Raw genomic sequence first — 24874 nt, forward strand, 5'->3', positions numbered from 1 at the left:
CTTACGCCATCAGTCTTGAGCAAACCGTCGCAGAATTTGGCGTGGTCGTGGTCGTGGTCGTGGTCGTCCGGAATCCGATTACGACAACGACAACGACAATGACAATGACAACGAGTAGAGCCTTCGACCACTTTTCCTGGTTACGGCTCTGCCGGTAGATCCTTTTCCGGAAATCACCTTTCTTCGTATCGACTCAAAGGCCATTGCGACCTGGACATCGCGGGCTGCGATCACGCATCGGTGTTCCACTGACGCGGTTACCGAAACCGCTGCAGCAGGTCCTCCAGGAGACCTTGGGATGCCGCCTCGACCAAATCGAAGACCTGATCGAAACCGCGCGCCCCGCCGTAATAGGGATCGGGTACGTCCCGGACCCCGAGATCGGGCGCAAACTCCATAAAGAGCCGCAGCTTGGACTCCATCCCCGCGGGGCAAAGGCTCGACAGAATGCGGTAGTTGTCTCGATCCATCGCCAACACATAGTCGAAGGACTCGAAATCGGTGCGCTCGGCGAGACGGGCGCGCAGATCGCCGATATCGATCCCGCGCTCGAACGCCGTCGCACGTGCGCGCCGATCCGGCGGCTCGCCGACGTGATAGGCATGGGTACCGGCGGAATCGATCTCGACGCGATGCGACAAGCCCCGATCGACAACCAGCTGCCGAAAGACGCCGTGCGCCGTGGGAGAGCGACAGATATTGCCCATGCAGACGAACAGCACCCTGACCTTCCGCGATTCAGCCTGTTTCGATTCATTCATAATGGTCTTGGCCCGACGAAGTCGATCATGACTGGTATGATATACCGGTCTCAAACGAATATTTGCATCGCCGATTCTGCGCAAGACGTCTCGCCGCCCGAGCCCCCGCGGCGGGATGTCGAGGCCGCAGGTCGACTCAAGCATCGGTTTAACTGAAGGACGCGGCTCCCATGGAGAACACGCCAGAAACGGCCACCCTGGCCGATCAGATCGTCTCGCTGTCCGACGACTTGGCACGCCATCGGCTTGAGCTTCAAGCGGCCGAGAGCTCGCTCGTGACACGCATCGCCGATGTCGACGACGACCGACGGCTAACGACCAATCGTCTGCAGCGCGCCTGGCAGACACATCACGAAGAGATCGACGCCAGACTCAAGCATCAGGCGTCGGTCTTTTTCGGAGCACTCCTGTTGGTCGCCGCACTGCTCGGCGGGGCTTTGTTCTTCGCCTACGGTCAGCTGGATGCCGCGCGACGCACGCTGCTCGAAGACGTTGCCCGGCTGCGTGTCGACTACGCGCAGCTCGCCGCTGTCGCCACCCAAGATGCGGCCCTACAGGAGAGGTTGACCGAGCTGCGCGCCTCGGTTGCGGCCATGTCGGAGTCCTTGCCCCCACGCGTCGAGGCCGCGGATCCGCAGACGCCGACCCGGGAGTCGGCATCGACCGATCAAGGGCAGGCGGGGCTCGCCCCCGAGCCAACCGATGGTACCGAACCGACCGAAACGACCGACGATAACCTCGCGAAGACCGCCGAGGAGATCCCGGGCACGCCGACCGAAGACGCGTCGGTGCCGGTTGCGGAAGCGGCACCCGAGGCCGAGGCATCGCCGTCTGCGACCGCGATCCGGGACGAGACCGCCCCGACGCGAACGGAAACAGCGGAGAGCCTTGCCGGTCAGGACGCCGAGCCAACTCCCGAGCCTGCCCCCGAACCCGACCCGGCTTCCGACCTCTCGCCAAGCGCGTCACCGACCGGCGACCCGTTCCCGCCCGCTGAGGACGCACCACCCGTTGAGGACGCCCCGCCACAGGGCATCGAGCCGGTCGCTCGGACCCTCGAGACGGAGACGGATGCCGAAGGGACGCCGTCGGTTTCGTCCCGCATCCGCGACGAGACATTGGCCGTCGGGAATACACCATTCGCGCTGCAATTGATCGGCTTCTATTCACTCGACGAGCTGCTTGATTTCGCCCGCCGCGAAGCGCTGCCGTCCCGCGTCTATTTCCGCGAAGAGAGCTACCAGGGCCGGCCTTGGTTCGTCCTGATTCACGGTCTCCACGCGCGCTATTCCGACGCATCCGAGGCCATCGACAGGCTGCCGACGGAGCTGGCGATACTCGACACCTGGATCCGAAACTTTCCGCCCGAGACCAGGCTCGGAGTTCTCGACATCGAACGGTAGCCGCTTTCGGCACGACCGTTCCACGGGTGGTACGCATGTATGTGTTGTTGCTCAGTATCCATGGCCTGATTCGCGGACACGACCTTGAGCTCGGTCGCGATGCGGACACCGGCGGTCAAACCAAGTACGTGGTCGATCTCGCCCGTGCACTCGCCGAGCGCGCGGACATCACCAGCGTCGATCTGGTCACCCGGCGGGTGATCGATTCGGCCGTCAGCCCGGATTATGCCGAACCCATCGAGGCGCTGAGCGAGAAGGCGCGCATTGTCAGGATCGATGCCGGACCCGAAGGCTACATCCCGAAAGAGCAGCTTTGGGATCATCTCGACGGCTTCGTGGACAATCTGACCGCCTTCCTGCACGACGAAGGCCGTTGGCCGGGGTTCATCCACAGCCATTACGCGGACGCCGGTTACGTCGGCGTGCGGCTCTCGAACCTGGCCGGCATCCCCTTGGTCCATACGGGTCACTCATTGGGGCGCGACAAACGCCAGCGGTTGCTCGCCGCCGGGCTCGACGGCGAGCAGATCGATGCACGCTACAACATGATGCGTCGTATCGAGGCCGAGGAGAGTGTCCTGGGCACGGCGGATCTGGTCATCACCAGTACCTACAACGAGATCGAAGAGCAGTACGCCCTCTACGACTACTACCAACCCGATCGCATGGTCGTGATCCCGCCGGGCACCGACCTCGTCCAGTTTCATCCGCCGACCGAGAATGATCCGCCGATCGGTTTGACGGCGGACGTGCACCGCTTCCTGGACGAGCCGGACAAGCCTCTGATCTTGGCGCTTTCCCGCGCCGATCACCGCAAGAACATCGTCGCGCTGCTCGAAGCCTACGGCGAATCCCCCGAGCTTCAGGCGCTCGCCAATCTGCTGATCATCGCCGGCAACCGGGACGATATCCGCGACCTCGACGAGGGCGCACGCACCGTCCTGACCGACGTCCTCTTGACCATCGACGCCTACGACCTCTACGGCAAGATCGCGGCACCCAAACATCATCGCTCCGAGGAGGTGCCCGAGATCTATCGGCTCGTCGCCCGTTCCGGCGGCGTCTTCATCAACCCGGCCCTGACCGAGCCCTTCGGACTGACCCTCTTGGAAGCCGCCGCGAGCGGACTGCCGCTGGTCGCCACCGAGAACGGCGGCCCGGTCGACATCATCGGCAACTGCAAGAACGGTCTCTTGGTCGACCCCTTGGATCGCCGAGCCATGGCCGACGCACTAATCAGAGTCCTCAGCGACGAGGACTTCCGCCGCGAGCTCATCCAAAACGGTCTGACCGCCGTGCGCGACCGCTACTCCTGGCAGGCCCACGCCGAGACCTATCGCGAACGGGTCGCCCCGCTCACCAAACGGGCCGAGCCGATCCCGGCCACGCCGCCCTTGCGCCGCCGGCTCATCTACCGCGACCGCGCACTCTTTACCGACCTGGACCAGAGCCTGCTCGGCAATACCGAGGGGGTACGGCTGTTCATCGAGATGATGCGGACCAACAAACGCTGCGCGAATTTCGGGATTGCGACCGGCCGCCGACTCGACACACTCCTCGTCGAGCTGAAACGGCACCGCATCCCGGTCCCCGACGTGATGATCACCAGCCTGGGGACCGAGATCCATTACAGCGCCACCCTGGTCGTGGATGACTTCTGGAGCGAGCATGTCGACCACCTCTGGAATCCCCGAGCGGTGCGCCGAGCCCTGGAAGATGTGCCGGGTCTCGTACCCCAACGCAGGACCGAGCAGAGCCGCTTCAAGATCGCCTACCACTACGACCCGAACGTGGCCCCGCCGGTCGAGGAGATCACCACCCTGCTGCGTACCCGCGAGCTGACGGTCAACGTCATTCACGCCTTCGGGCAGTTCCTCGACGTCGTGCCGATCCGCGCCAGCAAGGGCCAAGCACTGCGCTATGTGGCCCATCGTTTCGGAATCCCGCTCGAGCACATCCTGGTCGCCGGAGGCTCGGGAGCGGACGAGGACATGATGCGCGGCAACACGCTCGCCGTCGTGGTCGCGAACCGTCACCACGAGGAGCTGTCGCAACTCGTGGAGATGGACAACATCTATTTCGCGCGAGAGGCGCACGCACTCGGCATCTTGGAGGCCATCGAGCACTACGACTTCTTCGGGACCTGCAGCGTCCCCGGTACGGCATCATGAAGTCGCTGTTGCTCTGTACGGATCTCGACCGCACCCTCGTTCCCAACGGGGCGGAACCCGAGTCGCCCGACGCACGCACGCGCTTTCGGCGCTTCGTAGCGCGATCCGAAGTGACGCTCGTGTACGTGTCGGGCCGCCACCAGGGACTGGTGCGCGAGGCGATCGCCGAATACGACCTGCCCGTTCCCGATGTGGTCATCGGCGACGTCGGGACCAGCATCTTCAGGGTCACGACGAGTGACTGGGAGCCGCTCGCGGACTGGCAGGAGCAGATCGGTCGCGATTGGGGCGGCATCGGCCACGACCGACTCGCCGAACGCTTGGCGGATCTCGAGATCCTGCGGCTGCAGGAGCCGGAGAAGCAGGCGCCCTACAAGCTGAGCTACTATGCCCCCGTCGATACCGACAGCGGTGCACTCAAGTCCGAGCTGGAGGCCCGCCTGGCCCTGTTGGGGGTGAATGCCGGCCTGATCTGGAGCATCGACGAGGCCGCGAACATCGGGTTGCTGGACGTGCTGCCCGCAGGGGCGACCAAGTATCACGCCGTGGATTTTCTCATGCGCCGACTCGGTCACGACGAGACCACGACACTCTTCGCAGGCGACAGCGGCAACGACCTCGAGGTCTTGGTCAGTCCGATCCCGTCCGTGCTGGTCGCCAACGGTCATCCCGAGGTCCGCGAGCAAGCACTGCGTCTCGCTGCAGCCAACGGGCACGCGGAGCGTCTCTACTGCGCACACGGCGGCTGGTCGGGGATGAACGGGAACTACAGCGCAGGTATTCTCGAAGGGATCGCCCATTTCCGGCCGGATCTCGCGACCGCACCGGGCTTCGACGCCGGATAACAGACGAACCGACGAGACAGGAGCAACGCATGTCCGATGCCTCAACCGAGCAACCGATCGTCGACATCTTCGGCGAGGTCCTCTTCGACTGCTTCCCCGGAGGTCGACGCGTCCTCGGCGGAGCGCCGTTCAACGTCGCCTGGCATCTGCGTGCCTTCGGGGCTGCGCCGCGACTGATCAGCGCAGTTGGAGACGATCCCCAAGGCGAGCAGGTGCGCCGTGCGATGCAGGACTGGGGGATGGACACAAGCAGCCTGCAAACCGATCCGGATCATGCGACGGGCGAGGTCCGGGTCACACTCGACGACGGCGAGCCGACCTACGAGATCATCCCCGATCGCGCCTTCGACCATATCCGCGCGGACGACCTGCCGCCTTCCGGGGAGCTGCTCTATCACGGCACCCTGGCCCTGCGCCGCCCCGTCTCCGCGGCAACGCTGAGCACGCTCAAGGGCCGCGGTCACGCTATACGCTTCCTCGACGTGAATCTTCGCGATCCCTGGTGGTCTGCCGAGGTGACCCGCGGTCTGTTGCAGGATGCCGACTGGGTCAAGCTCAACCGCAGCGAGCTCACCCTTCTGGCTGACGGCTCCGGCTCGAACACCGGCGACATCGAAGACGCGGAGCTCACCGCGCTGGCGTCGGCATTCCTTGCCCGACACGACCTGACCGGGCTCGTCGTGACACTCGGCGGCGAGGGTGCCTTCGCACTCGGCCGCGAGACCTCGCCGGTGCGTGTTGCACCTGCGCCCGCACTTGCGGTCAAGGACACGGTCGGCGCGGGCGACGCCTTCGCCTCCGTGCTCATCCTCGGCATTATCCGACGCTGGCCGCTCGCGGCGACCCTGGAGCGGGCCCAGTCCTTCGCCTCGCGCATCGTCGAGCAACATGGGGCGACGGCTGCCGATCCCGCACTTTATCGGCCTTACCTTGATCAATGGGGTATTTGAACCGCGCTCAACAGTTCATACGCGGATCGCCACCCACCGACACCGATCATTCCCTTGCGAGGATCGGGCCGCGCGGTTCAAAGATTCAAATACTTAAATGATCTTGAACGGCGTCTCCGCCGAGACGACGGGTCGCATCCAGACCCATAAAACACGACACACAGCACTCACACACTCCGGACGCAGTTCAAATGTACGAACAGGTTTCCCATGCCCTTCTCAACGACATTCTCGATGAATTCGATCGCGAGATCTGTCGCGAGGATCTTCGGCACTTCTACACACGCCTCGGCGCCAACTTCTACGCCATCCATTCGCTGTTTTTCCATCTCTACGGACATCGCGAAGACTTCAAGACCCAGATGGTGCACCTCACCGAGCGTCTGGCTCGAGCCTACATCGACCGTCCGACGGAGCTCAAGCAGCTCGACATGGCGCGCGAGGAGGATCACAACTGGTTCCTGAATCAACAATGGGTCGGGATGGCACTCTATTCGGACGGATTCGCCGGCAACCTGCAGGGGCTCAACGATCACCTGCCCTACCTGCAGGAGCTCGGGGTCAACATCGTCCATGTGATGCCGATCCTCAAATGCCCGCAAGGCGCGAGCGACGGCGGCTATGCGGTCAGCGACTTCCGCGACATCGACCCGCGTGCCGGGACGGTCGAGGACGTGCGCATCCTCGCCGATTCCATGCGTCGACGCGAGATGCTGCTCACGCTCGATGTAGTGGTGAACCACACCTCCGACGAGCATGAATGGGCGCAGCGAGCCCGCGAAGGCGACCCGGACTACCAGAACTTCTATTACTGCTTCCCCAACCGCGACGTCCCGGACATGTTCGAGGCGACGATGCCCGAGATCTTCCCGGAGACCGCCCCCGGTAACTTCACATGGGACGAGCAGATGGAGAAGTGGGTGATGACGGTCTTCAACAACTACCAATGGGACCTGAACTACTCCAACCCCGCGGTCTTCATCGAGATGCTCGACATCATCCTCTTCTGGGCCAACCAGGGGGCCGACATCGTGCGTCTGGACGCAGTCGCCTTCCTCTGGAAGAAGATCGGTACGACCTCGCAGAACGAGCGCGAGGCACACCTGATCCTGCAGCTGATGAAGGACTGCTGCCAGGTGACGGCGCCGGGCGTGCTCTTCATCGCCGAGGCGATCGTAGCCCCATCGGAGATCATCAAATACTTCGGCGAGGACGCAGTCATCGCCAAGGAGTGCGAGATCGCCTACAACGCCACCTTTATGGCCCTGCTGTGGGACGCGGTGGCGACCAAGAACGCCAAGCTGCTGAACCAAGGCATTAAAAGCCTCCCGAACAAGCTCGACCGCGCGACCTGGTTGAATTATCTGCGTTGTCACGACGATATCGGCCTGGGTTTCGACGACGCCGACATCCGCGCCTGCGACTACGACCCCTACTCGCACCGTCGTTTTCTGGTGGACTGGTACACCGGCGCCTTCGAGGGCTCTCCGGCGCGTGGACGCCCCTTCGGTGTCAATCTCAAGACCGGAGATGCCCGCATTGCAGGCGCGCTCGCATCGCTCGCGGGTCTGGAATCGGCGCTCGAGGCCGAAGATCAGCATGCGATCGATCAGACTGTGGATCTCATCCTGATGCTGCACGCCATGATCCTCTCCTTCGGCGGCATCCCCCTGCTCTGGTACGGAGACGAGATCGGCACCCTCAACGACAACTCCTTCCTCAACGACACGCACAAGGCGAGCGACGCGCGCTGGGTCCATCGCCCGCGCATCGACTGGGCGCGCGCCGATCGACGTCACCTCAGCGGTACCATCGAACGCCGTCTTTTCGATGGCCTGAAACGGCTCATCGCCGTGCGCAAGGACACGCCGGCCTTCGCCGACTTCAACAACCGCGAGCTGATCGATGTGGAGAATCCGCACCTCTTCGTCTTCCTGCGCACCCACCCGAGCCTGGCCGCCAACGCGGTTCTGGTCGCGGCCAACTTCGACGCCAAACCTCAGTATCTGGATCTCGACACCCTGAACCGACGCGGACTCTTTCGCTACGGACAGATCATCGATCTAGCCTCGGGCGAATCACCCGCCGTCTTCAACAACCGGGTGGTGGTTCCGCCCTACCATTTTTACTGGCTGGCGACTCAGCGCCCGGGGGCCCACCTCGATGACCCCTTCGGTGTCGGCCGGCACCATGGACATGCCTGAGCCTCGACTTGTCCACCGGATGCCCGGCGCGCAACGGACGTGATACGCATCCGCAACCGTCGGACCGGACTCCGGGCGCCGGTGCGCAGCGCGAATCGTCGCGCTAAACCGCGTCCAGAGCGAGATGCTCACTTTCGAGTGAGCTCGAAGTTTGGTGAATCCACGACCCTTAGCGGGGGACGCGGTTTAAAATTTTATATTTTTTAATACTTTAAACCGCGCCGGCTCCAGCGGTTCTGAAATCCGCCGGGGCCGATCCCATCCAAAAACATCGCATACCGCACTGGGCGCGGTTTAGACTCCCCGGATCATCCGCTGCCCACTGCTGCAACCGGACATATTCACAATGACCCTGACAGCCTCCGAGCGCACCGGCACCGAACTTGGCCGGATCGACCTGCACATCCCGCCCGACATGCGCCTGGACGACGACCTGCTGTTCGCTTTCTGCCAAGCCAACCGAGAACTGCGAATCGAGCGCAACGCCCAAGGAGACCTGGAGATCATGCCACCGACCGGAGCAGAGACCGGAGCCGGAAACGCGGATCTCACCTCGGAACAGATCGCCGATGACGCCCTGCTGCCCGGCCTCGTGCTCCCGCTCGTGCGGATCTGGGAGCCGGGATTCTGATCAGGATGCGTTCATTCTATTTTTACGGAGTATAGGCTGCGCCGATCATGTACGACTCCCTGAAGATCCTGCGTTTTCGAGCATTCGACGCGTTCGAGATCCATCATCTGAGCCGTGTCAATCTCATCGTCGGCAAAAACAATGCAGGCAAAACGTCCCTGCTCGATGCGGTAGAGATGATGGCTCTGGGCGGACGCGTCGTCTCATTATTGAGAAGCCCCCGACGGCGCGGAGAGGTTTCCTTGGAGCCGGCGGATGAGAAGACGCGACGTGAATTGGACGTCCGACACGTCTTTTGGGGACACGAAGTACAGGTTGGAACATCCTTTGAAGTGACCGGTATTGCCCACTCCCGAGAGGTCAAGGTTTCCTGCGAAGTGCGCCTCAGTCGGTCGGACCAGACTCGATTCGAACAACTTTCCGAACAAGCCGATCCGGAGACGCCCCTGGAAATCGTCATGACGGGGCCGGACAACCCCGATGGGAAGCCGATTCTTTCTGTCTCCGCAAGCGGATCTCTATTGGAGTATCGCCGTAGCATGCTGCCCCCGGCGCCTTCAGGCGGGCTGACGACAGTCTGGTTCCTCGGCACCGAAGGTGCTCACCCGACCTTTCTCCGACAAAGCTGGGATCAACTCATACTGACCCCAGAGGAAGAGAAGGTGATCTCCGCCATGAAGATCATCGAGCCCGCAATCGAGCGGCTCGCCTTCACGGGCCACGCAGCGACGGCGGAAAGCACCGCATTCGTGAAATTGGCAGGCGTAGCAGGTCGAATACCCCTCGGGAGTCTGGGCGACGGGATCAAGCGGCTGCTCGCCCAGGCGATCTACATGGCGCGCGCGGCGGGCGGGGTGCTGTTGATCGACGAGATCGATACCGGACTGCACTACACCACGCTGGAATCCATGTGGCGATTCGTGATCGAGGCGGCCCGCCGACTCGATGTTCAGGTCTTTGCCACATCGCACAGCGGGGACTGCATACGCGCCTTGGCGTGGCTTCAGACCGACGCCCCCGATCTTGCTGCGGACATCTCGGTACACCGCATCGACCGAGCCGCGCCCGCCGCGGTCCGCTATTCGGCGGCGGACATCGAGATCGCCGCGCGTCACCATATCGAGGTGCGGGGATGAGTGCTGCCAAGGTGAAGGCGAACGCGCCCCATCGTCTGATCGTCGAGGGGCGTGACGACCAATGGTCGATTATCGAGCTCACCGCCAAATACGGCTGGGACTGGGAGAATCCCGATCCCCATTACCCCTACATCGCAGACGCCCAAGGGAACACCCTCGCCTTGGAAGCCCTTCCCGTGGCATTGCGCTCCTACCGACGGGTCGGGATCGTCCTGGATGCGGACATCGCGCCGGGGGATCGGTGGCAGTCGCTCGGCGATCGCCTCTCCGGTGCGGGTTTTCCGTTGCCGGCCCAGCCCGACCCGGCCGGTACGGTGTCGGAAGCACCGGACGGCAGGCGCCTGGGCGTCTGGCTCATGCCCGACAATCAGAACCCGGGCAAGCTGGAAGACTTTCTTGCCCTCCTCGTACCCCAAGCCGACCCATGCTGGGACTGGTCGGCGGAGAGCACCGCACGCGCGAGTCAACTCGGCGCCGGATTCACGCAGCCCGATTTCATCAAGGCGCGCATCCATACCTGGCTCGCCTGGCAGAAAGAGCCGGCCCTGCCCTTCGGCACAGCGATCCGTGCGGCGACATTCGCACATAACACCGACGCGGCTCGCCGGTTCGTGGCATGGATGGAGCGACTTTTCATGCGGTAAGCCTGCGAAACGCACAAGGACGAGGCGAGAACGAAGGCAAACAGTGCGGTCTTGCAACCGTTAATCACGGAATGCGTGATTACAAGACTTGATAAACATCTAGCCGACCCCGTCACCAAATCGGGTGCCTGAGCGGAGATCCGCGCGCGGGCATCCAGATCAGGGCGGTAGAGCCCGATCTCGCGCAGACAGAGCGCATCCTGCTTGGCCGTCTCGATGTCGAGGCACAGACAGGCGACGGGTGGACGATCAGGGGCTGCGGACATCCTCGTCGCGTGGTGGGTCGATCAGGGGAACCGACGTCATGACTGAGGGTAATATACCCGACTCATGGCTGCAGCGACCCGTTCAACCACACGCGGCCCGTAATTTGTGCGACCCCATCGAACGGTTTCGGTTGAACCGCGGCGGAGGTGTTCGTTCAACGCAGCAGGTCATCATGCCGGGCGCCCGAATGCTGCGAGGGCTTGAGAAAGCAGCGGGTCGGTGATTCGCACATCCGGCTGCTGGGTTCTTTTCGTATTGCGACATCGGCTGAGAGTGGGGGGTGCACGGAGTCGACCCAGACCAGCCGCTCGGCGCCACGTCCCGAACGACCGTTCCGGACGCACAGCGGACTGTCGCGGCATACCCTCTCGAGGCTCTACTTCCCACCCCAACGCGGCGCGGCCATTGACGCCTGCTGCATAGCAGAACGCGACGAACCACTGGAACGATGGTCCATCCGGTTGATCCGCAGATGGTTTCCGCATACCGTTTGTGCTGTTTGTTGCCGTTTAGGGCGGCCAAGCTGCAGCATTGATGGCTTAGGCGGAAATATAGCCACCTAAACCGCGTCCAGAGCGAGATGCTCACTTTCGAGTGAGCTCGAAGTTTTGTGAATCCACGACTCTTAGCGGGGGACGCGGTTTAAAATTTTATATTTTTTAATATCTTATACCGCGCCGGCTCCAGCGACTCTGAAATCCGCCGGGGCCGATCCCATCCAAAAACATCGCATACCGCACTGGTCGCGGTTTAATGCACTAACGTCGCAGTTCGATCAGCCGCCCAACCATCTGAAGCAGAACGGGATGTCCGGAGTACCGGCCTATCGTGCCCGCAATATCGGGACCGTTCGTCCGATCAATCCTAGCCGCAACAGGAATTGGCAGAATGTACGACTTTCCAGAAACAGAAAAGAAACTAAGAATCCGAATAATGAGCTACAAAGCCTCCTTATTGAAGGAGAAGAAAAAGTTCGGCTATGTGGATGATGGTTCAGGAAAGAGATACTTGCTCTTTTCTTTGTATTTCGTATTGAATGATCTTACGGAGGCGAAAGATTATATTCAATGGTATGAAAAAGAGTTTCCAGATGATACAGGAGAACCAATCCAGAAACTATGCTGGGCTTTAAGTTTGCGGAGAATGGGAGATCAACTGGAAGCAAAAAAGATGCTGGCGGAAACGATGCTGTCGAATTTATACATCATACCGAAGCTTCTTGGCCGCGAAATAGAAGAATACGATATGTGGCACTCATCAAGCGATCAGAATATTGAATATTTTGGCTACCTGCCCAAGGAAGTGACAGACTCCATAACGGAAGCTGATGTTCAATGGCTGCGTCAGCAGTATGACTCACATGAATTGCAACACATCCGGCAACGCCATATCGAGATATACCACAAGCTGAAGTCTACGAAAGACATTGACGAGCGGAAACGTCTAATATCAGAGTCGAATTCGCTCTTAAACCACGTCCAGAGCGACATGCTCACTTTCGAGTGAGGTCGACGTTTGGTGCATCCACGGCCCTTAGCGGGGACGCGGTTTAAAATTTTATATTTTTTAATACTTTAAACCGCGCCGGCTCCAGCGGCTCTGAAATCCGCCGGGGCCGATCTCATCCAAAAACATCGCATACCGCTCTGGGCGCGGTTTAAATGCTCTCTAATATAGAGATTTCATCAAACTCGAATGAGAAAATGGTTAGCTCAAGAACGTCGGGGACATTAGTTCAACGGCCTTGATCATCGCTTGGTCCAGCTGCTGGCGATCCTTGCGCATTCGGTGGCCGCTGTGGGCGAAGGGATGATCGAGGCCGCAAACTGCTCCCGCGTCTCCGACAGGCTTTGGTCAAACACGCGCCAGCGCACGGCGTCCTCGATGAACTCGAGACGAAGGCTCAGCTCACGCGGCGCCAGGTTGCAACGGCGTCGTCCAAGCGCGCTCGGATGCTCGAGAGGAGTCGCTCGATGGGCTTCTTGCGCGCGCTGTATTTGAGCTTGAGGAGATCCATGTCATCGGTTGCGGCGAGGAGAAAGTCATCGCTGGTCTGGATGGCATCCACTAGGCCCAGCTCGACGGCGCGCTGGCCGTGCCAATACTCGCCGGTGGCCACGCGGTCGAGATCGAGCGCGGGGCGATAGGTCGCGACGAACGACTTGAAGAGAGTGTGTGTCTCTTCCAACTGCTCGCGCAGCTTGTGGCGACCCTCGTCGGTATTCTCGCCAAAGACGGTCAGGGTGCGCTTGTACTCCCCGGCGGTGTGCAGCTCGAAGTCGACCCCGTAGCGTTCCAGCAAGCGATGGAAGTTGGGCAGCTCGGCGAGCACGCCGATCGAGCCGATCACCGCAAAGGGTGCGGCGATGATGCGCTCGGCCACGCAGGCCATGAGATAGCCCCCGCTGGCGGCGACCTTGTCGACCGCGACCGTCAGCGGGATCCCCTTCTCGCGGATGCGTGCCAATTGCGACGCGGCCAGCCCGTGATCGCTGACTAGACCGCCGGAGTTGTCCAGACGCACCAGGACCTGATCGCCCTCGCGAGCCTCCATCAGGAGCGTCGTCACCAACACCCGCAGCGCGCCGACCTCGCTGGCCCGGATGTCGCCGTTGAACTCGATGACGAAGAGCCGCTTGCGATCGGCATGTCCTGCCTTCTCGCGGGCCTTCTCTTCTTTGTGCTCGGCCTTGCGGTACGCCTTGAACGCCTTCTTCGAGAGCGAAAACGCCTTCAACTCCGAGCTCAGCGCACGATAGCGCTGGTTGAGATCGGTGATCTCCAACTGCTCGGAACCGCCGTGGCCGCCGTGTCGAAGTCGCACGGCAAGGATCAGCAACACGGCGATCCCGATCAGGATCGTCATCGTCTTGGCCAAAAATAGCCCGTACGCGAGCAGGACTTGAATAAGTGATTCCATCAGCGGCAACTCCTCGCCCGAAAGTTCGTGAAGGCCTCGCTCGTAAGGCCGGCCACCCAAAACATCAGTCGCTCGTGACACCCGCTCTGCGGTGTCACGCATGCCCCTGGCGCTCTGCGCCACGTGCCACGATGGCCGGAGTGACGAGCAAGGCTTTCGTGAATGTTGCGCAAGCCCGCGCAACACGAAAGACAGCACATAGCAACCAATAAACCCCGCCATCCGATCGCCGACCCCGCGCCAACAGCCTGATCCAGATTGAAACATCCTGAATCGCGCAGCTCAGTCACCGCAAGAACGCGACAACGCCACACCCCGCTCAAGCCAACCATACCGCTCCGAGCGCGATTCAGCCTCAGACCGCTATGGGGGCGCGAATCCCCGCTTGCGGCTCATACCCAATAATCTCGATATCCTCGTAGCAATAGTCGAACAGGCTCGGCGGACGACGCAGCAGACGCAACTGCGGCAGCGCCCGAGGCTCGCGCCCGAGCTGCTCGAAGACGATGTCGTCGGTCAGATGATTGCGATAGAGATGCAGATCGCCGAAGGTGTGGATGAATTCGCCGACCTCCAGATCGCACTGGTGCGCGATGAGATGGGTCAGCAAGGCGTAGCTGGCGATATTGAAGGGCACGCCGAGAAAGAGATCGGCGCTGCGCTGATAGAGCTGGCAGGAGAGCCGACCCTCGGCGACGTAGAACTGAAAGAGGCAATGACAAGGGGCGAGCGACATCCGCCCGGCATGTACGTTGTCGCGCGGACTGCGGGTCTCGTCGGGAAGATCAGCCGGGTTCCAGGCCGAAACCACCAGCCGACGCGAATCGGGTCGCGTCCGAATGGTCGCGACCAGCTCGGCGAGCTGGTCGAGGACACGGCCGTCCGGACAGGCCCAACTGCGCCATTGGGCGCCGTAGATGGGACCTAGACGGCCGTCCTCGGCCGCCCACTCGTCCCAGATGGTCACGCCGCGGTCCTGAAGCCAGCGATTGTCGGTCGAGCCGGCCAGGAACCACAGCAACTCATGGATCAGGCTCTTGGTATGCACCCGCTTGGTGGTCAACAGCGGGAAACCCTGTTTTAGATCGAAGCGCACCTGACGACCGAACACCGAACGCGTCCCCGTGCCGGTGCGGTCGGCCTTGTCGATGCCGTTGTCGATCACATCGCGCAGCAGATCGAGATAGACGCGCATCCCTCAGACCGTCGCCGGCCCGAGCAGGAGCGAATGTCCGTCCATCTGTTCCGGGATGGGGATGCCCATCAGATGGAGGATCGTCGGGGCGATGTCCTTGATCCCGCCGCCGACCGAGAGTCGCCACGGCACCTCGTCGATCACCAGACAGGGCACCGGATAGGTCGTGTGCTGGGTATGGGGGGCACCCGTGACCGGATCGACCATCTCGTCGCAGTTGCCGTGGTCGGCACTGAGGATGACCGAGTAGCCGCACTCCACGGCAACGTCCAGCACCCGGCCGACCTCGCGATCCAGCGTCTCCACCGCGGCGATCACCGCCTCGCGCACAGCGGTGTGCCCCACCATATCGCCGTTGGCGAAATTCACCACGATGAAGGGAAAGTTGCCGCCGCGAAGCGCCTCGATGACGGCATCCGCCACACCGGGGGCGCTCATCTCGGGCTTCAGGTCATAGGTGGCGACCTTCGGCGAGGGGATCAGGGTGCGCTCCTCGCCGGGGAAGGGGTCGCCGCGTCCACCGTTGAAGAAGAAGGTCACGTGCGCGTATTTCTCGGTCTCCGCACAGTGAAACTGGGCAATGCCGTCGTCGCTCAAGATCTGCCCGAGCGTGGTCCTGGGCGTATCGGTATCAAAGGCGAAGGGCAACCCGAACCAGGGATCGTATTCCATCATGCCGGTGACCTGGACCCGGGTCACCCCGCGGCGGTCGAACTTGTCGAAATCGTTTTGGTGCAAGGCCGACACCAGTTGTCGCGGACGATCCTTGCGGAAATTGATGTGGATCACCTGATCGCCATCGCGAATCGGCTCGCCGCCGGCGACAATCGTCGGGCGGATGAACTCGTCGTCCTCGCCGGCGGCATAGGCGGCCTCGATCGCCGCGTGCGCACTCTCGGCGTGCCGGCCCTCGCCGTCGACCATGGCACGCCAGGCCAGCTCGGTGCGATCCCAGCGATTGTCACGATCCATCGCGTAATAACGCCCACTGACGGTGGCGATCCGCCCCCCGGAGGTCTCCAGCGCCTCGTCGAGACACTTGAGATAACTCAGTGCCGAGCGCGGCGGGGTATCCCGACCGTCCGTGAAGACGTGGACCATCGGGCGCGCGCCCTGGCGCTTGCACAGCTTGATCAAGGCTGCCAGATGACGGACATGGCTGTGGACTCCGCCGTCGGAGACCAGGCCCATGAGATGAATCGGCCGACCCTGCTCGGCAGCCGCACGCGCCGCGTTCACCAAGGCGTGATTGTCGAAGAAGCTGCGGTCGTCGATCGCACGATCGATCAGGACCAAGTCCTGGAGCACGACACAGCCCGAGCCGATGCACATGTGCCCGACCTCGGAGTTGCCCATCTGCCCGTCCGGGAGCCCGACCGCCAGCCCGGATGCCTGCAACGCGGTGTGCGGATAGCTCGAGAAATAGCGATCGAGGTTCGGTGTATCGGCGAGCGCGACCGCGTTGTTGGCCTTGGCCGGGTTCAGACCGAAACCGTCCAGGATGATCAGGATGACCGGACGTCCCGGGACCTTCTTCCTCGGTTGACTCATCTCTCGCTTACTCCTCTGCCGTCGGGGTTGCACATTGTAGACGTTCGGGACGCCGCCGGGGCCCGATCGAGAGTGCCTTCGATAATCGGGAAAGCTCCGGTCGACGGGTTTATCATTCGCGATGTGGATCCAGTGGTCGGACCCACGTCATCACAACAAAAGCTCCTAGAAGCGGGGCACACGGAGGAACCATGCAGACCGATCGAATCATCGCCTTCGTCATGGCCGGCGGCCAAGGCTCGCGACTCCAGCCACTGACCACGACACGCTCCAAACCCTCGGTCCCCTTCGGAGCCCGCTACCGCATTGTCGACTTCGTGCTCAGCAACCTGGTCAACTCCCAGATCCAGACCATCTATCTGCTGGTGCAGTACAAGTCACAGTCTCTGATCGAGCATGTACGCAAGGCTTGGACCATCTCGCCCTTGCTGCAGAGTCAGTTCGTCACCGTCGTCCCGCCCCAGATGATGTCCGGGACGCATTGGTTCCAGGGCACGGCCGACGCGGTCAATCAGAACATCGCCCTCATCGAGGAGCATCGGCCCGATCTGGTCGCCGTCTTCGGGGCCGACCACATCTACCGGATGGACATCCGCCAGATGGTCGATTTCCACAAGGCACGCAACTCCGACGTGACGATCGCCGCCTTGCCGGTCCCGCTTGCCGAGGCGTCGAGCTTCGGCGTGATCGCCGCGGACGAGGAGGGGCGAATCAACGCCTTCGAGGAGAAGCCGGCAAACCCATCCCCGCTGCCCGGCGATCCGACCATGGCCTTCGCCTCGATGGGCAACTACATCTTCGACGCGAAGGTCCTGATGCAGGCACTCAAGGAGTGCGAGGCGGCGGGCGAATCGGACTTCGGGCAACATGTCCTGCCGCGGCTGCTCAACACCCACCGACTCTTTGCCTACGACTTCGCGACCAATGTCATACCGGGCGTGCACCCCTACGAGACGCCGGTCTACTGGCGCGACGTCGGCAGCATCGATGCGTACTTCGACGCCCACAAGGACGTCCTGGGGGCCGAGCCGGCCTTCGATATGTTCAACCCCGAGTGGCCCATCTTCTCCAGCAGCTATCAGGGTCCGGTGGCGCGTGTGCTGGGCGGGGAGCTGCGCAACACGCTCCTGGGTGCGGCGACCATGATCCACGACGGTGCACGCCTGACCAACTCCATCATCCGTCGCGAGACCGTGATCGAGGAGGATGTCGTCCTCGAGGACTGCATCATCATGGACTATGTCCGCGTCTGCCGCGGCGCCCGTCTGCGTAACGTCATCGTCGATCGGCACAACGTCATCGAGGCCGGAGATCGCATCGGTTTCGATCCGGTCAAGGATCAGCAACGCTTCCATGTCAGTGCAGGTGGCATCACCGTGGTTCCGATGGGGCGCGTCAGCTATTTCGCACGCGACACCCGAGGCACCGGGCGCGGCGGCTACTCCGAGTAACAACCGTCGACCGGAGGCCGCGTATGACCGATGCGAATCGCAGGACTGTTCTCGTCACGGGGGCAAACTCAGGTCTGGGAAAGGCCCTCGCCCTCGCCTTCGCGGGCGACGGGATGCGCGTCGGCATGCTGGTGCGCAACGAAGAACGCGGTCGCGCAGCCCGAGACGAGATCGTCGCCGCCACCGGGAACCAAGACATCCGTCTCTTCGTCGCGGACCTCGGCAGTCAGCAAGAGGTTCGCCGCGCGGCGGGGGAGATTCTCGACCGTTTCGTGCGTCTCGACGTCCTGATCAACAATGCCGGAACGGCCTATGCGAGCCGCCGAACGAGCCCCGAGGGTCTCGAGCGCTCGCTGGCGGTCAATCATCTCGGCCCCTTCCTGCTCACGGGCCTCCTGCTGGAGCGCATCAAGACCAGCGCACCGGCCCGGATCGTCAACGTCGGCACCAAGATGGACACGGCGATGGACCTCGAGGATCTCCACTGGACCCGGCGCCGCTATCGGATGATGCAGGCCTACGGTCAGTCCAAGCTCGGGAACCTGCATTTCACCTTCGAGCTGGCACGGCGGCTCGAAGGCACCGGAGTGAGCGTGAACTGTGTCTTTCCGGGCGTCTTTCGATCCAACCTCGGCGGGTCCGACGGCGCACAAGGAATCTTCTGGAAAGCGGTCGATCTGCTGCTCGGCTGGGCCCTGCCGACTCCGGCGCGGGCCGCCGAGCGCGTGCTCTATGCCGCCCGATCACCCGACCTCGACGGGGTCACGGGCCAGTATCTCGGTGACCGTCGGTCGCTCAAGGCACCTGCCCAAGCGCTCGATGCGGATGCCAACCGACGACTCTGGACCATCAGCGAGAGACTTGTCGGTTCCCCGTATAACACGGCACCGTCGAGCGCTTGAACCCGGCTGCCCGTCTCCGGGACGCCCGACGGGGCAGCCAAGGATCGGAGCGACACATCAGGCGGGCAGCAGACCGCCGTGAGGCCCTTGCGCGCGGTGTTGCCGGATGCGCTCCCAGACCTTTTCATGAAAGAAGTAGACAACCGTATTGATCGCAGGCTCGACCAGGGCGATCGCCCCGCCGACCAGGAGGCTGCCGCTCAACAGGTAGGCCACGCCGAAGGCGACCATCATGTGCAGGATCGCGAACGTCATCGTCTTAGCCATGTGAGTGCTCCTCTTCAAGTGTTGGACAGGAGCATAGCGACGGCACATCAATCTTCTAAATCGATTGTTATTAGACTATCGATCGTCAAAAACAATCATGAAGACGAAGGAGCACAGGTAACGACGTGACCTGTCGGCCGCGGCCGGTCGAAACCTCGACTCTCGGACGACGCCCGCGTTAACCCGACAAGGGCCTCGTTCGGAAATTCGGCCATCGTGCCCCGTGGCGCGGAGCGCCACCGGGCACGCGTGACACCGCGGAGCGGATGTCACGAGTCCCTGCAGGTTGGTGTGGTCGCTCCAAGGTTGGTGTGGACGCTCTAATGAGCGAGGCCATGCGGAGCATCATCGGCGTCTTGCGAGAAGGCCCAGGCGGACCAGGAGCGGGTCGATAACAGGGGTCAGCTTGCGGCGCATGAGGCTGCCTAGAACGCTGGGATCGATCGCGACGGCGCGGATCAGTCCATAGCCGACACCCGAGAGGGTGCGCATGGCGGCAACCTCCGGGGCCATCTCGGGGTGCTCGCTCAGCAGCCGTGCCGTGTCGGGATCAGGGCTCGTCGGTGTTGCGAAGTGCTCGGCTTCCGCGATCAGATCCGAGAGCGGGAGGTCGGGATCCCCCTCCGGGCGCAGCGCACCGAAGTAGTCTCTCAGCAGGTCGAACGTCGCCGTCACCACGTCCTGACCGGGTGGCTTGGACAACACGGTGGCGACTGTCGCGAGGAAGGTTTGTCCGGGCGAGGAAAAGACCCGACCGAGCAGCCGGGCGCACGGATTGCCCGTCGCCGCGAGCGCAACGATCGGCTCGGGAAGCGGGCGCGCCGCCGAGCCTTCTGCCCCCGGCAGGTCGTCCGGAACGGCCTGCAGGAACCCCACGAGATAGACCTGCTTGCGCGCGGCCTTCTTCCATAGGTCCTCGCGCCGATCGGTGTCGAGGAGACCGGTCCGAAGGATCAAACGGATCGACTCGGTCATCTTGTCGCTTTCGGTTTCGAACGGGAGATAGTCGACGAGATAATCCACCAGGATCCGTCCCATGGCCCCCGCGACGATTGCCGGATTGCCCAGCATGCGGCGGGCATTCTCCGCGTCATCCATGGCCCACCAGGCGCGCCGAGCCAGCTCGTCGGTGAGTCCGGGCGAGCAGACGGCAGCCACGACGGCCTCCGGCTCGCCGAGCAGGAGCAGTTGTTCCAGGCTCTCGTCGCGCATCTGGCCCATGCGGGTCCAGCGGCTCAGATAGATGGGGTAACCGCCGGGCGAGCCCAGGACGTGACCGGAAATGAGCTCTTTGACGCGACGCAGATATTGATCGGGACGTGCATTCGGGTTGAGACGCACGGTCGCCTCGCCCTGCGGACCGAGACCGTAGACGATCAGCTTGGATTCGTCGATGCGGATGGCCTGCGGACGATTGGCCAGCAGCACGTTCAGCCGGAAGCTGTCTTCGTTGCTGAGATCCATGCCGATGTGCTCCGATCCGAATCAGACCTCGGTCGGCGGCGTATAGTGCGGATCCTTCGGATTCATGAAAATAAAGCGATTCTGACCCGGCTCCATCTCCACATAGTCCATCGTGGTTTCGTCGAGCAGCGGCACCTGCTCGGGCGTCATGACGATATCTACGCCCTCGCAGGTCATGCGGATATCGTCCTCGGTCGGCTCGTCGAACCCGATCCGATAGTCGATCGCCCCGTCCGGCATTTGAAACGCGGCCAACCTCAAGGACATGCCCTCGGTGCCGCCTTGCTGTGCGGCTTTCAGCACCTGATCGGCCGCTGCTGTAGTGAGTTTGAACATCTGAAACCTTTTGTCCTGTGATGTGTTCGCGTGACATGCGTCCGATCGGCTCCGCTCTAAACCCCGTTCGGAGCGATCTGCACGGATTCAAGCGAGTGCTTCGCGGGTCGCGGGCTCGCCAAACATTCAGTCGGTGCGGCTTGCAACCTCGACGCCTGCCGATCATCAACCGCCGAGGCAGCGTCGGACATGGTCGACAAACCGCCGTGTCCAGCCGACACCGCCCACGTCCCTGAGATGACTGTAACAGGCCAGCAGATGACCTTGAACAACCCCGTCATGGGCGCCGTCGATTCCAACACCGCGCAGCACATCATAGCCGTACCGCCAAGTCGGGTCAGGCGCGACGACCGAGGAATGGTGAAACTCATGTGCGGGGATCTCGCAAGGAGCGCCGCCCGCCGCATCCGGCCAGGGGAAATCCGAGGTCTCGCGAAGCCGCACATACCCGCGCCCCTGCGGTCGGGGATGCATCCGGACCTCGGCCTCGAGCGCGCCCACCATCTCGCGCCGCTCGCCATTCCAGCCGATCGCCTCGCACAGATACATGAGTCCGCCGCATTCGACGTAGACAGGCCCGCCGCAGGCGATGAAGTCCGCAATCTCCTCGCGCATCCCGCGGTTCGCCTCCAGCTCCGCCATGCGGCACTCGGGGAAACCCCCGCCGATGTAGAGGGCGTCGACTGCGGGAAGCGCCCGATCGGCAAGCGGGCTGAACGCCACCAGCTCGGCACCCGCGTCGGCAAGGGCACGCAGATCGTCCGGATAGTAGAAGCCGAAGGCGGCGTCGCGCGCGATACCGATGCGCACCACCTCCCTGGCCGGGACGTGAATCGACGGCGCGCTCGGGGTAAACGACGGGCGCGGCACACCCTCGGCCATAGCGAGCATCCGGCTCAGGTCGACCTGCTCGGCGACACGCCCCCGGATGCGCTCGATCCATGCCTCGGCGGCCTCTGCCTCGTTGCTCGGCATCAGCCCCAAGTGCCGCTCGGCGATCTCGATGTCGTCGTCGCGATGCATCACGCCCAACACAGGCAGATCCGTATAGTGCTCCAACGCGGCGATCAGATTGCGGGCATGGCGCGTCCCGCCGACCTTGTTGAGGATCACCCCGGCGAGATTCAGATCGCGGTCGAACGCCTGATAACCGAGCAGAAGGGGAACGATGCCGCGCCCCATACCCTCAACATTGATCACCAAAACGACCGGTGCGCCCAAGAGTTTGGCGAGCTCGGCGTTGCTGTTGGAGCCTGCCGGATCGATGCTGTCGAAGAGGCCGACATTGCCTTCGATCAGCCCGAGATCGGCCGTGTCGAGCTCTCGCGCGAAGGCATCGAGGATCTCCTCACGCCCCATCGTGTGGAAATCGAGATTGTAGCAGGGCCGCGAGCAGGCCTCGGTCAGCCACAGCGGGTCGATGTAGTCGGGGCCCTTTTTGAAGGGCTGCACGCGCACGCCCGCGTCACGCCAAGCACGACACAGACCGATGGAGAGGGTGGTTTTGCCCGACGACTTTTGAGCCGCCGCGATGTAGAGATGCGCCATCGACCCGTCACCCGACCTTCGACTTGCTGAGGAATTTCGATGGCCGCACGCATCCGACAGGAACCGCGAGACCGGGCGTCTTGGGCGACATGAAGCCATGTCGGCTCCGTCCTCGATGGACGGGCCGACCGATCCGCGGTTATGCCTTGGCGCCTGCCGGTCCTTGCTCCACGATCTTTTCCTCGTCGACCGGCAGGACATCGTCCGCGAGCGACTCGGGGAGGAACTGCAGGACGCGTACACCGACGGATGTGACCAAGAGGGCAATCGCCACACCGCCGAGTCCGAGCAGGACCTCGGGAATCGTCGGGGAGTACCGCGACGCCTCGCCCTGCACGCCGTCGAAGAAACCCGAGGCGAGCACCGTCTGGCCGGGGAACATCTGCATCGGATACGCTTGGCTGCCGATGATGATCACGTACATGCTGGCCAATCCGCCGACAATCACCAGGCCGCACGCAGCGGCAATCCAGGTTCTGTCCTTGCTCAGCACCGGGTGGTAGATGATCCCGAGCGGCATGAGTCCGCCGACCAGGATCCAGCCGACCCAAAACATGAAGGTATAGATGCCGCCGTCGAGGAGGAGCCACCCGACCAGATCATGGTTCTTTGCGCCGTAGAGCTTGGTCAGGTGATAGACCAGCGTGAAGTAGAAAACGCCCAGGATAAAGATGCCGAGCAGGTTCTTGAGTCGACACAGGATACGTTCACCGATGGGACGACCTTCCTCTGCGAAGGTGAACATCATCACCAGCATGAAGATGGCGAGACCGTAGGCGAAGGACATCACGACGAACATGGGCGCGAGGATGGCCGCATCATACGCTTGACGGGCGACCAGGAAACCGAAGATCGCGCCGGTACCCGTCGTCAAGGCCAAGCGCCAGAAGGTCGCGAAGATCCCGATGGACCGGTTGTAGGGCTCGCCGTGGCGATCCGCCATGCTCCAGAGATAGGCAATCACGATCGCCATGAAGCCCGTGTAAAGGAAGATGTTCCACGCGAAGATCGAGCGGAAGTTGTAGGTGGTCATCGCCACGACCAAGCGCTCGGGGCGCCCGAGATCGAGCACCAGCACCAGCAGACCGCCCATCAGAAGCGCCGCGGAGAGCAGACCGGAGAGCCGCCCGAGCGGCTTGTAGAGCGGCTTGCGGAAGACGGTTCCGATGGAGGCGATATTCAGCGCGCCGGAGGCCGAAATGATCAGGAACACGGCAAACACATGGGGCGTACCCCAGACCACCGAGTTGCTCATCCCGGTGACCCAATGGCCTTCGTGCTCCATGTAAGCGAAGGCGAGCGCGCCGATGATGACAACCGAGGCGAGAATGCCGAGGAGGCCCCAGTACCGAGCGGGCGGAATGCGCCACTCGCGATAGATGATTCGCTTCATGTCCTGCTCACCTCGCCCAGGTCAGATTCCGGAATACCGAACGCCCGTATTCAAGCTCAGATCTTCTCGGATCTGCCGGCTCGCCATCTCGGCGAGATGCTTTCGGATGATGCTTTCGGGATCTTTGAGGTCACCGAAGACGATCGCCTCGTGCCCGGCCTCGCGACAGGCATCGACACACGCGGTCGAGTCCTCGCCGAAATCGCGCCGATGAACACAGAGGTTGCAGCTCTCCACGCATCCCTTGCCGCGGGGCACACGGGTGAGTTGCTCATCCACTGCCTTGTGGATGAAGCTGCGCGCCTTGTAGGGGCAAGCCATCATGCAGTAGCGGCAGCCGATGCAGGTGTGACGGTCGACCATGACGATGCCGTCGGCGCGCTTGAACGATGCGCCGGTCGGGCAGACGTCCACGCAGGGCGGATGCTCGCAATGTTGGCACATCAGCGGAAGGTTGGTGACACGCCCGGTCTGGTTGTCCTGGAGCTGGACCTTGCGGATCCAGACCGCCTTCTGGTCGTCCCAATGTTCCTGCGACGCGCTCGCGGGCTTGTGCTGAAGATTCAGACCGTTCTCGCGGTCGCAGGCATCGACACAGGCCGAGCACCCGTCGACACATTTGGCCGTGTCGATCAGAAGACCCCAACGCACGTCGCTGGTCACCGCCTCCGAGCGCGGGGCGGCCGTGACCGAATGCAGAACAACCCCCGGTGCGACCACGGCGGCCGTGACACCTGCGGCGACGCCCATGAAGGCGCGCCGACCCGAATCGGACGGAGCCGAATCGGCTGCCGGGTCGGTTGAACGGTCGGTTGGTTCGTGGTGTTCTTTCATC

At 62.6% G+C, this 24874-nt stretch carries 21 protein-coding genes; 11 read left to right on the forward strand and 10 right to left on the reverse strand.

All coding sequences use genetic code 11. The annotated features are described in order from the left end of the window. Positions 1 to 257: 257 nt before the first annotated feature. Positions 258 to 761 (reverse strand): low molecular weight protein-tyrosine-phosphatase, encoded by a 504-nt coding sequence (locus KFB96_RS10530; RefSeq protein WP_213461777.1) that lies wholly within the window; start codon positions 759 to 761, stop codon positions 258 to 260. A 170-nt stretch (positions 762 to 931) separates the two neighbouring features. Here KFB96_RS10530 and KFB96_RS10535 point away from each other — a divergent pair, with 170 nt between their 5' ends. The 9 genes from KFB96_RS10535 to KFB96_RS10575 all read left to right on the forward strand — a co-directional run bounded on the left by KFB96_RS10535 (position 932) and on the right by KFB96_RS10575 (position 12518). Continuing rightward, complete coding sequence (locus KFB96_RS10535; protein ID WP_213461775.1) at positions 932 to 2164, forward strand: hypothetical protein; 1233 nt, start codon at positions 932 to 934, stop codon at positions 2162 to 2164. A gap of 35 nt (positions 2165 to 2199) precedes the next feature. Beyond that, positions 2200 to 4335, forward strand: coding sequence for an HAD-IIB family hydrolase (locus tag KFB96_RS10540; RefSeq protein WP_213461773.1), 2136 nt, complete (start codon positions 2200 to 2202; stop codon positions 4333 to 4335). After that, positions 4332 to 5180: an HAD-IIB family hydrolase gene (locus tag KFB96_RS10545; RefSeq protein WP_213461771.1), complete on the forward strand. Its 849-nt coding sequence runs from the start codon at positions 4332 to 4334 to the stop codon at positions 5178 to 5180. Before KFB96_RS10540 ends, KFB96_RS10545 begins: the two co-directional genes overlap by 4 nt. Before the next feature lie 29 nt (positions 5181 to 5209). Then, the gene (locus tag KFB96_RS10550) at positions 5210 to 6130 is read left to right on the forward strand and encodes a PfkB family carbohydrate kinase (RefSeq protein WP_213461769.1); all 921 of its coding nucleotides are present in this window, start codon (positions 5210 to 5212) and stop codon (positions 6128 to 6130) included. Positions 6131 to 6321: 191 nt separating this feature from the next. Continuing rightward, complete coding sequence (locus KFB96_RS10555) at positions 6322 to 8334, forward strand: alpha-amylase family protein (protein ID WP_213461767.1); 2013 nt, start codon at positions 6322 to 6324, stop codon at positions 8332 to 8334. Between the two features lie 346 nt (positions 8335 to 8680). Continuing rightward, positions 8681 to 8965, forward strand: a complete 285-nt coding sequence (locus KFB96_RS10560) for a Uma2 family endonuclease (protein ID WP_213461765.1) — start codon at positions 8681 to 8683, stop codon at positions 8963 to 8965. 47 nt (positions 8966 to 9012) lie between these two features. Continuing rightward, positions 9013 to 10101, forward strand: a complete 1089-nt coding sequence (locus tag KFB96_RS10565) for an ATP/GTP-binding protein (RefSeq protein WP_213461763.1) — start codon at positions 9013 to 9015, stop codon at positions 10099 to 10101. Further along, the gene (locus tag KFB96_RS10570) at positions 10098 to 10745 is read left to right on the forward strand and encodes a DUF3226 domain-containing protein (RefSeq protein ID WP_213461761.1); all 648 of its coding nucleotides are present in this window, start codon (positions 10098 to 10100) and stop codon (positions 10743 to 10745) included. Before KFB96_RS10565 ends, KFB96_RS10570 begins: the two co-directional genes overlap by 4 nt. 1200 nt (positions 10746 to 11945) lie before the next feature. Further along, complete coding sequence (locus KFB96_RS10575) at positions 11946 to 12518, forward strand: hypothetical protein (RefSeq protein ID WP_213461760.1); 573 nt, start codon at positions 11946 to 11948, stop codon at positions 12516 to 12518. Between the two features lie 397 nt (positions 12519 to 12915). Here KFB96_RS10575 and sohB read toward each other — a convergent pair whose 3' ends face one another. From sohB to gpmI, 3 genes are all read right to left on the reverse strand, one after another. Continuing rightward, positions 12916 to 13932, reverse strand: coding sequence for a protease SohB (sohB, locus tag KFB96_RS10580; RefSeq protein WP_213461759.1), 1017 nt, complete (start codon positions 13930 to 13932; stop codon positions 12916 to 12918). 355 nt (positions 13933 to 14287) lie between these two features. Beyond that, the gene (locus KFB96_RS10585; protein ID WP_213461758.1) at positions 14288 to 15127 is read right to left on the reverse strand and encodes a thymidylate synthase; all 840 of its coding nucleotides are present in this window, start codon (positions 15125 to 15127) and stop codon (positions 14288 to 14290) included. Between the two features lie 3 nt (positions 15128 to 15130). Then, the gene (gpmI, locus tag KFB96_RS10590) at positions 15131 to 16678 is read right to left on the reverse strand and encodes a 2,3-bisphosphoglycerate-independent phosphoglycerate mutase (protein ID WP_213461757.1); all 1548 of its coding nucleotides are present in this window, start codon (positions 16676 to 16678) and stop codon (positions 15131 to 15133) included. A gap of 191 nt (positions 16679 to 16869) precedes the next feature. Between gpmI and KFB96_RS10595 the strand changes: the two genes are divergently transcribed. Beyond that, on the forward strand, positions 16870 to 18129 hold the full coding sequence (locus KFB96_RS10595; protein WP_213461756.1) for a glucose-1-phosphate adenylyltransferase: 1260 nt from the start codon (positions 16870 to 16872) through the stop codon (positions 18127 to 18129). Positions 18130 to 18152: 23 nt separating this feature from the next. Further along, complete coding sequence (locus KFB96_RS10600; protein WP_213461755.1) at positions 18153 to 19031, forward strand: SDR family oxidoreductase; 879 nt, start codon at positions 18153 to 18155, stop codon at positions 19029 to 19031. A gap of 57 nt (positions 19032 to 19088) precedes the next feature. Here KFB96_RS10600 and KFB96_RS10605 read toward each other — a convergent pair whose 3' ends face one another. The 6 genes from KFB96_RS10605 to dsrO all read right to left on the reverse strand — a co-directional run bounded on the left by KFB96_RS10605 (position 19089) and on the right by dsrO (position 24873). Beyond that, positions 19089 to 19298: a DUF2061 domain-containing protein gene (locus KFB96_RS10605; protein ID WP_213461754.1), complete on the reverse strand. Its 210-nt coding sequence runs from the start codon at positions 19296 to 19298 to the stop codon at positions 19089 to 19091. A 345-nt stretch (positions 19299 to 19643) separates the two neighbouring features. Then, positions 19644 to 20762 (reverse strand): sulfur reduction protein DsrS, encoded by a 1119-nt coding sequence (locus tag KFB96_RS10610; protein ID WP_213461752.1) that lies wholly within the window; start codon positions 20760 to 20762, stop codon positions 19644 to 19646. 21 nt (positions 20763 to 20783) lie between these two features. Then, positions 20784 to 21098, reverse strand: coding sequence for an iron-sulfur cluster assembly accessory protein (locus KFB96_RS10615; RefSeq protein ID WP_213461750.1), 315 nt, complete (start codon positions 21096 to 21098; stop codon positions 20784 to 20786). 165 nt (positions 21099 to 21263) lie between these two features. Then, the gene (locus KFB96_RS10620; protein ID WP_213461748.1) at positions 21264 to 22646 is read right to left on the reverse strand and encodes a cobyrinate a,c-diamide synthase; all 1383 of its coding nucleotides are present in this window, start codon (positions 22644 to 22646) and stop codon (positions 21264 to 21266) included. Positions 22647 to 22785: 139 nt separating this feature from the next. Further along, positions 22786 to 24039 (reverse strand): NrfD/PsrC family molybdoenzyme membrane anchor subunit, encoded by a 1254-nt coding sequence (gene nrfD, locus KFB96_RS10625; protein WP_213461746.1) that lies wholly within the window; start codon positions 24037 to 24039, stop codon positions 22786 to 22788. 21 nt (positions 24040 to 24060) lie between these two features. Beyond that, a complete protein-coding gene (gene dsrO / locus KFB96_RS10630) occupies positions 24061 to 24873 on the reverse strand; it encodes a sulfate reduction electron transfer complex DsrMKJOP subunit DsrO (RefSeq protein WP_213461745.1) in 813 nt (270 codons plus the stop codon). Position 24874 lies beyond the last annotated feature (1 nt).

It is taken from the genome of Thiocapsa sp. (genome assembly GCF_018399035.1).
In the GTDB taxonomy this organism is placed as follows: Bacteria; Pseudomonadota; Gammaproteobacteria; order Chromatiales; family Chromatiaceae; genus Thiocapsa.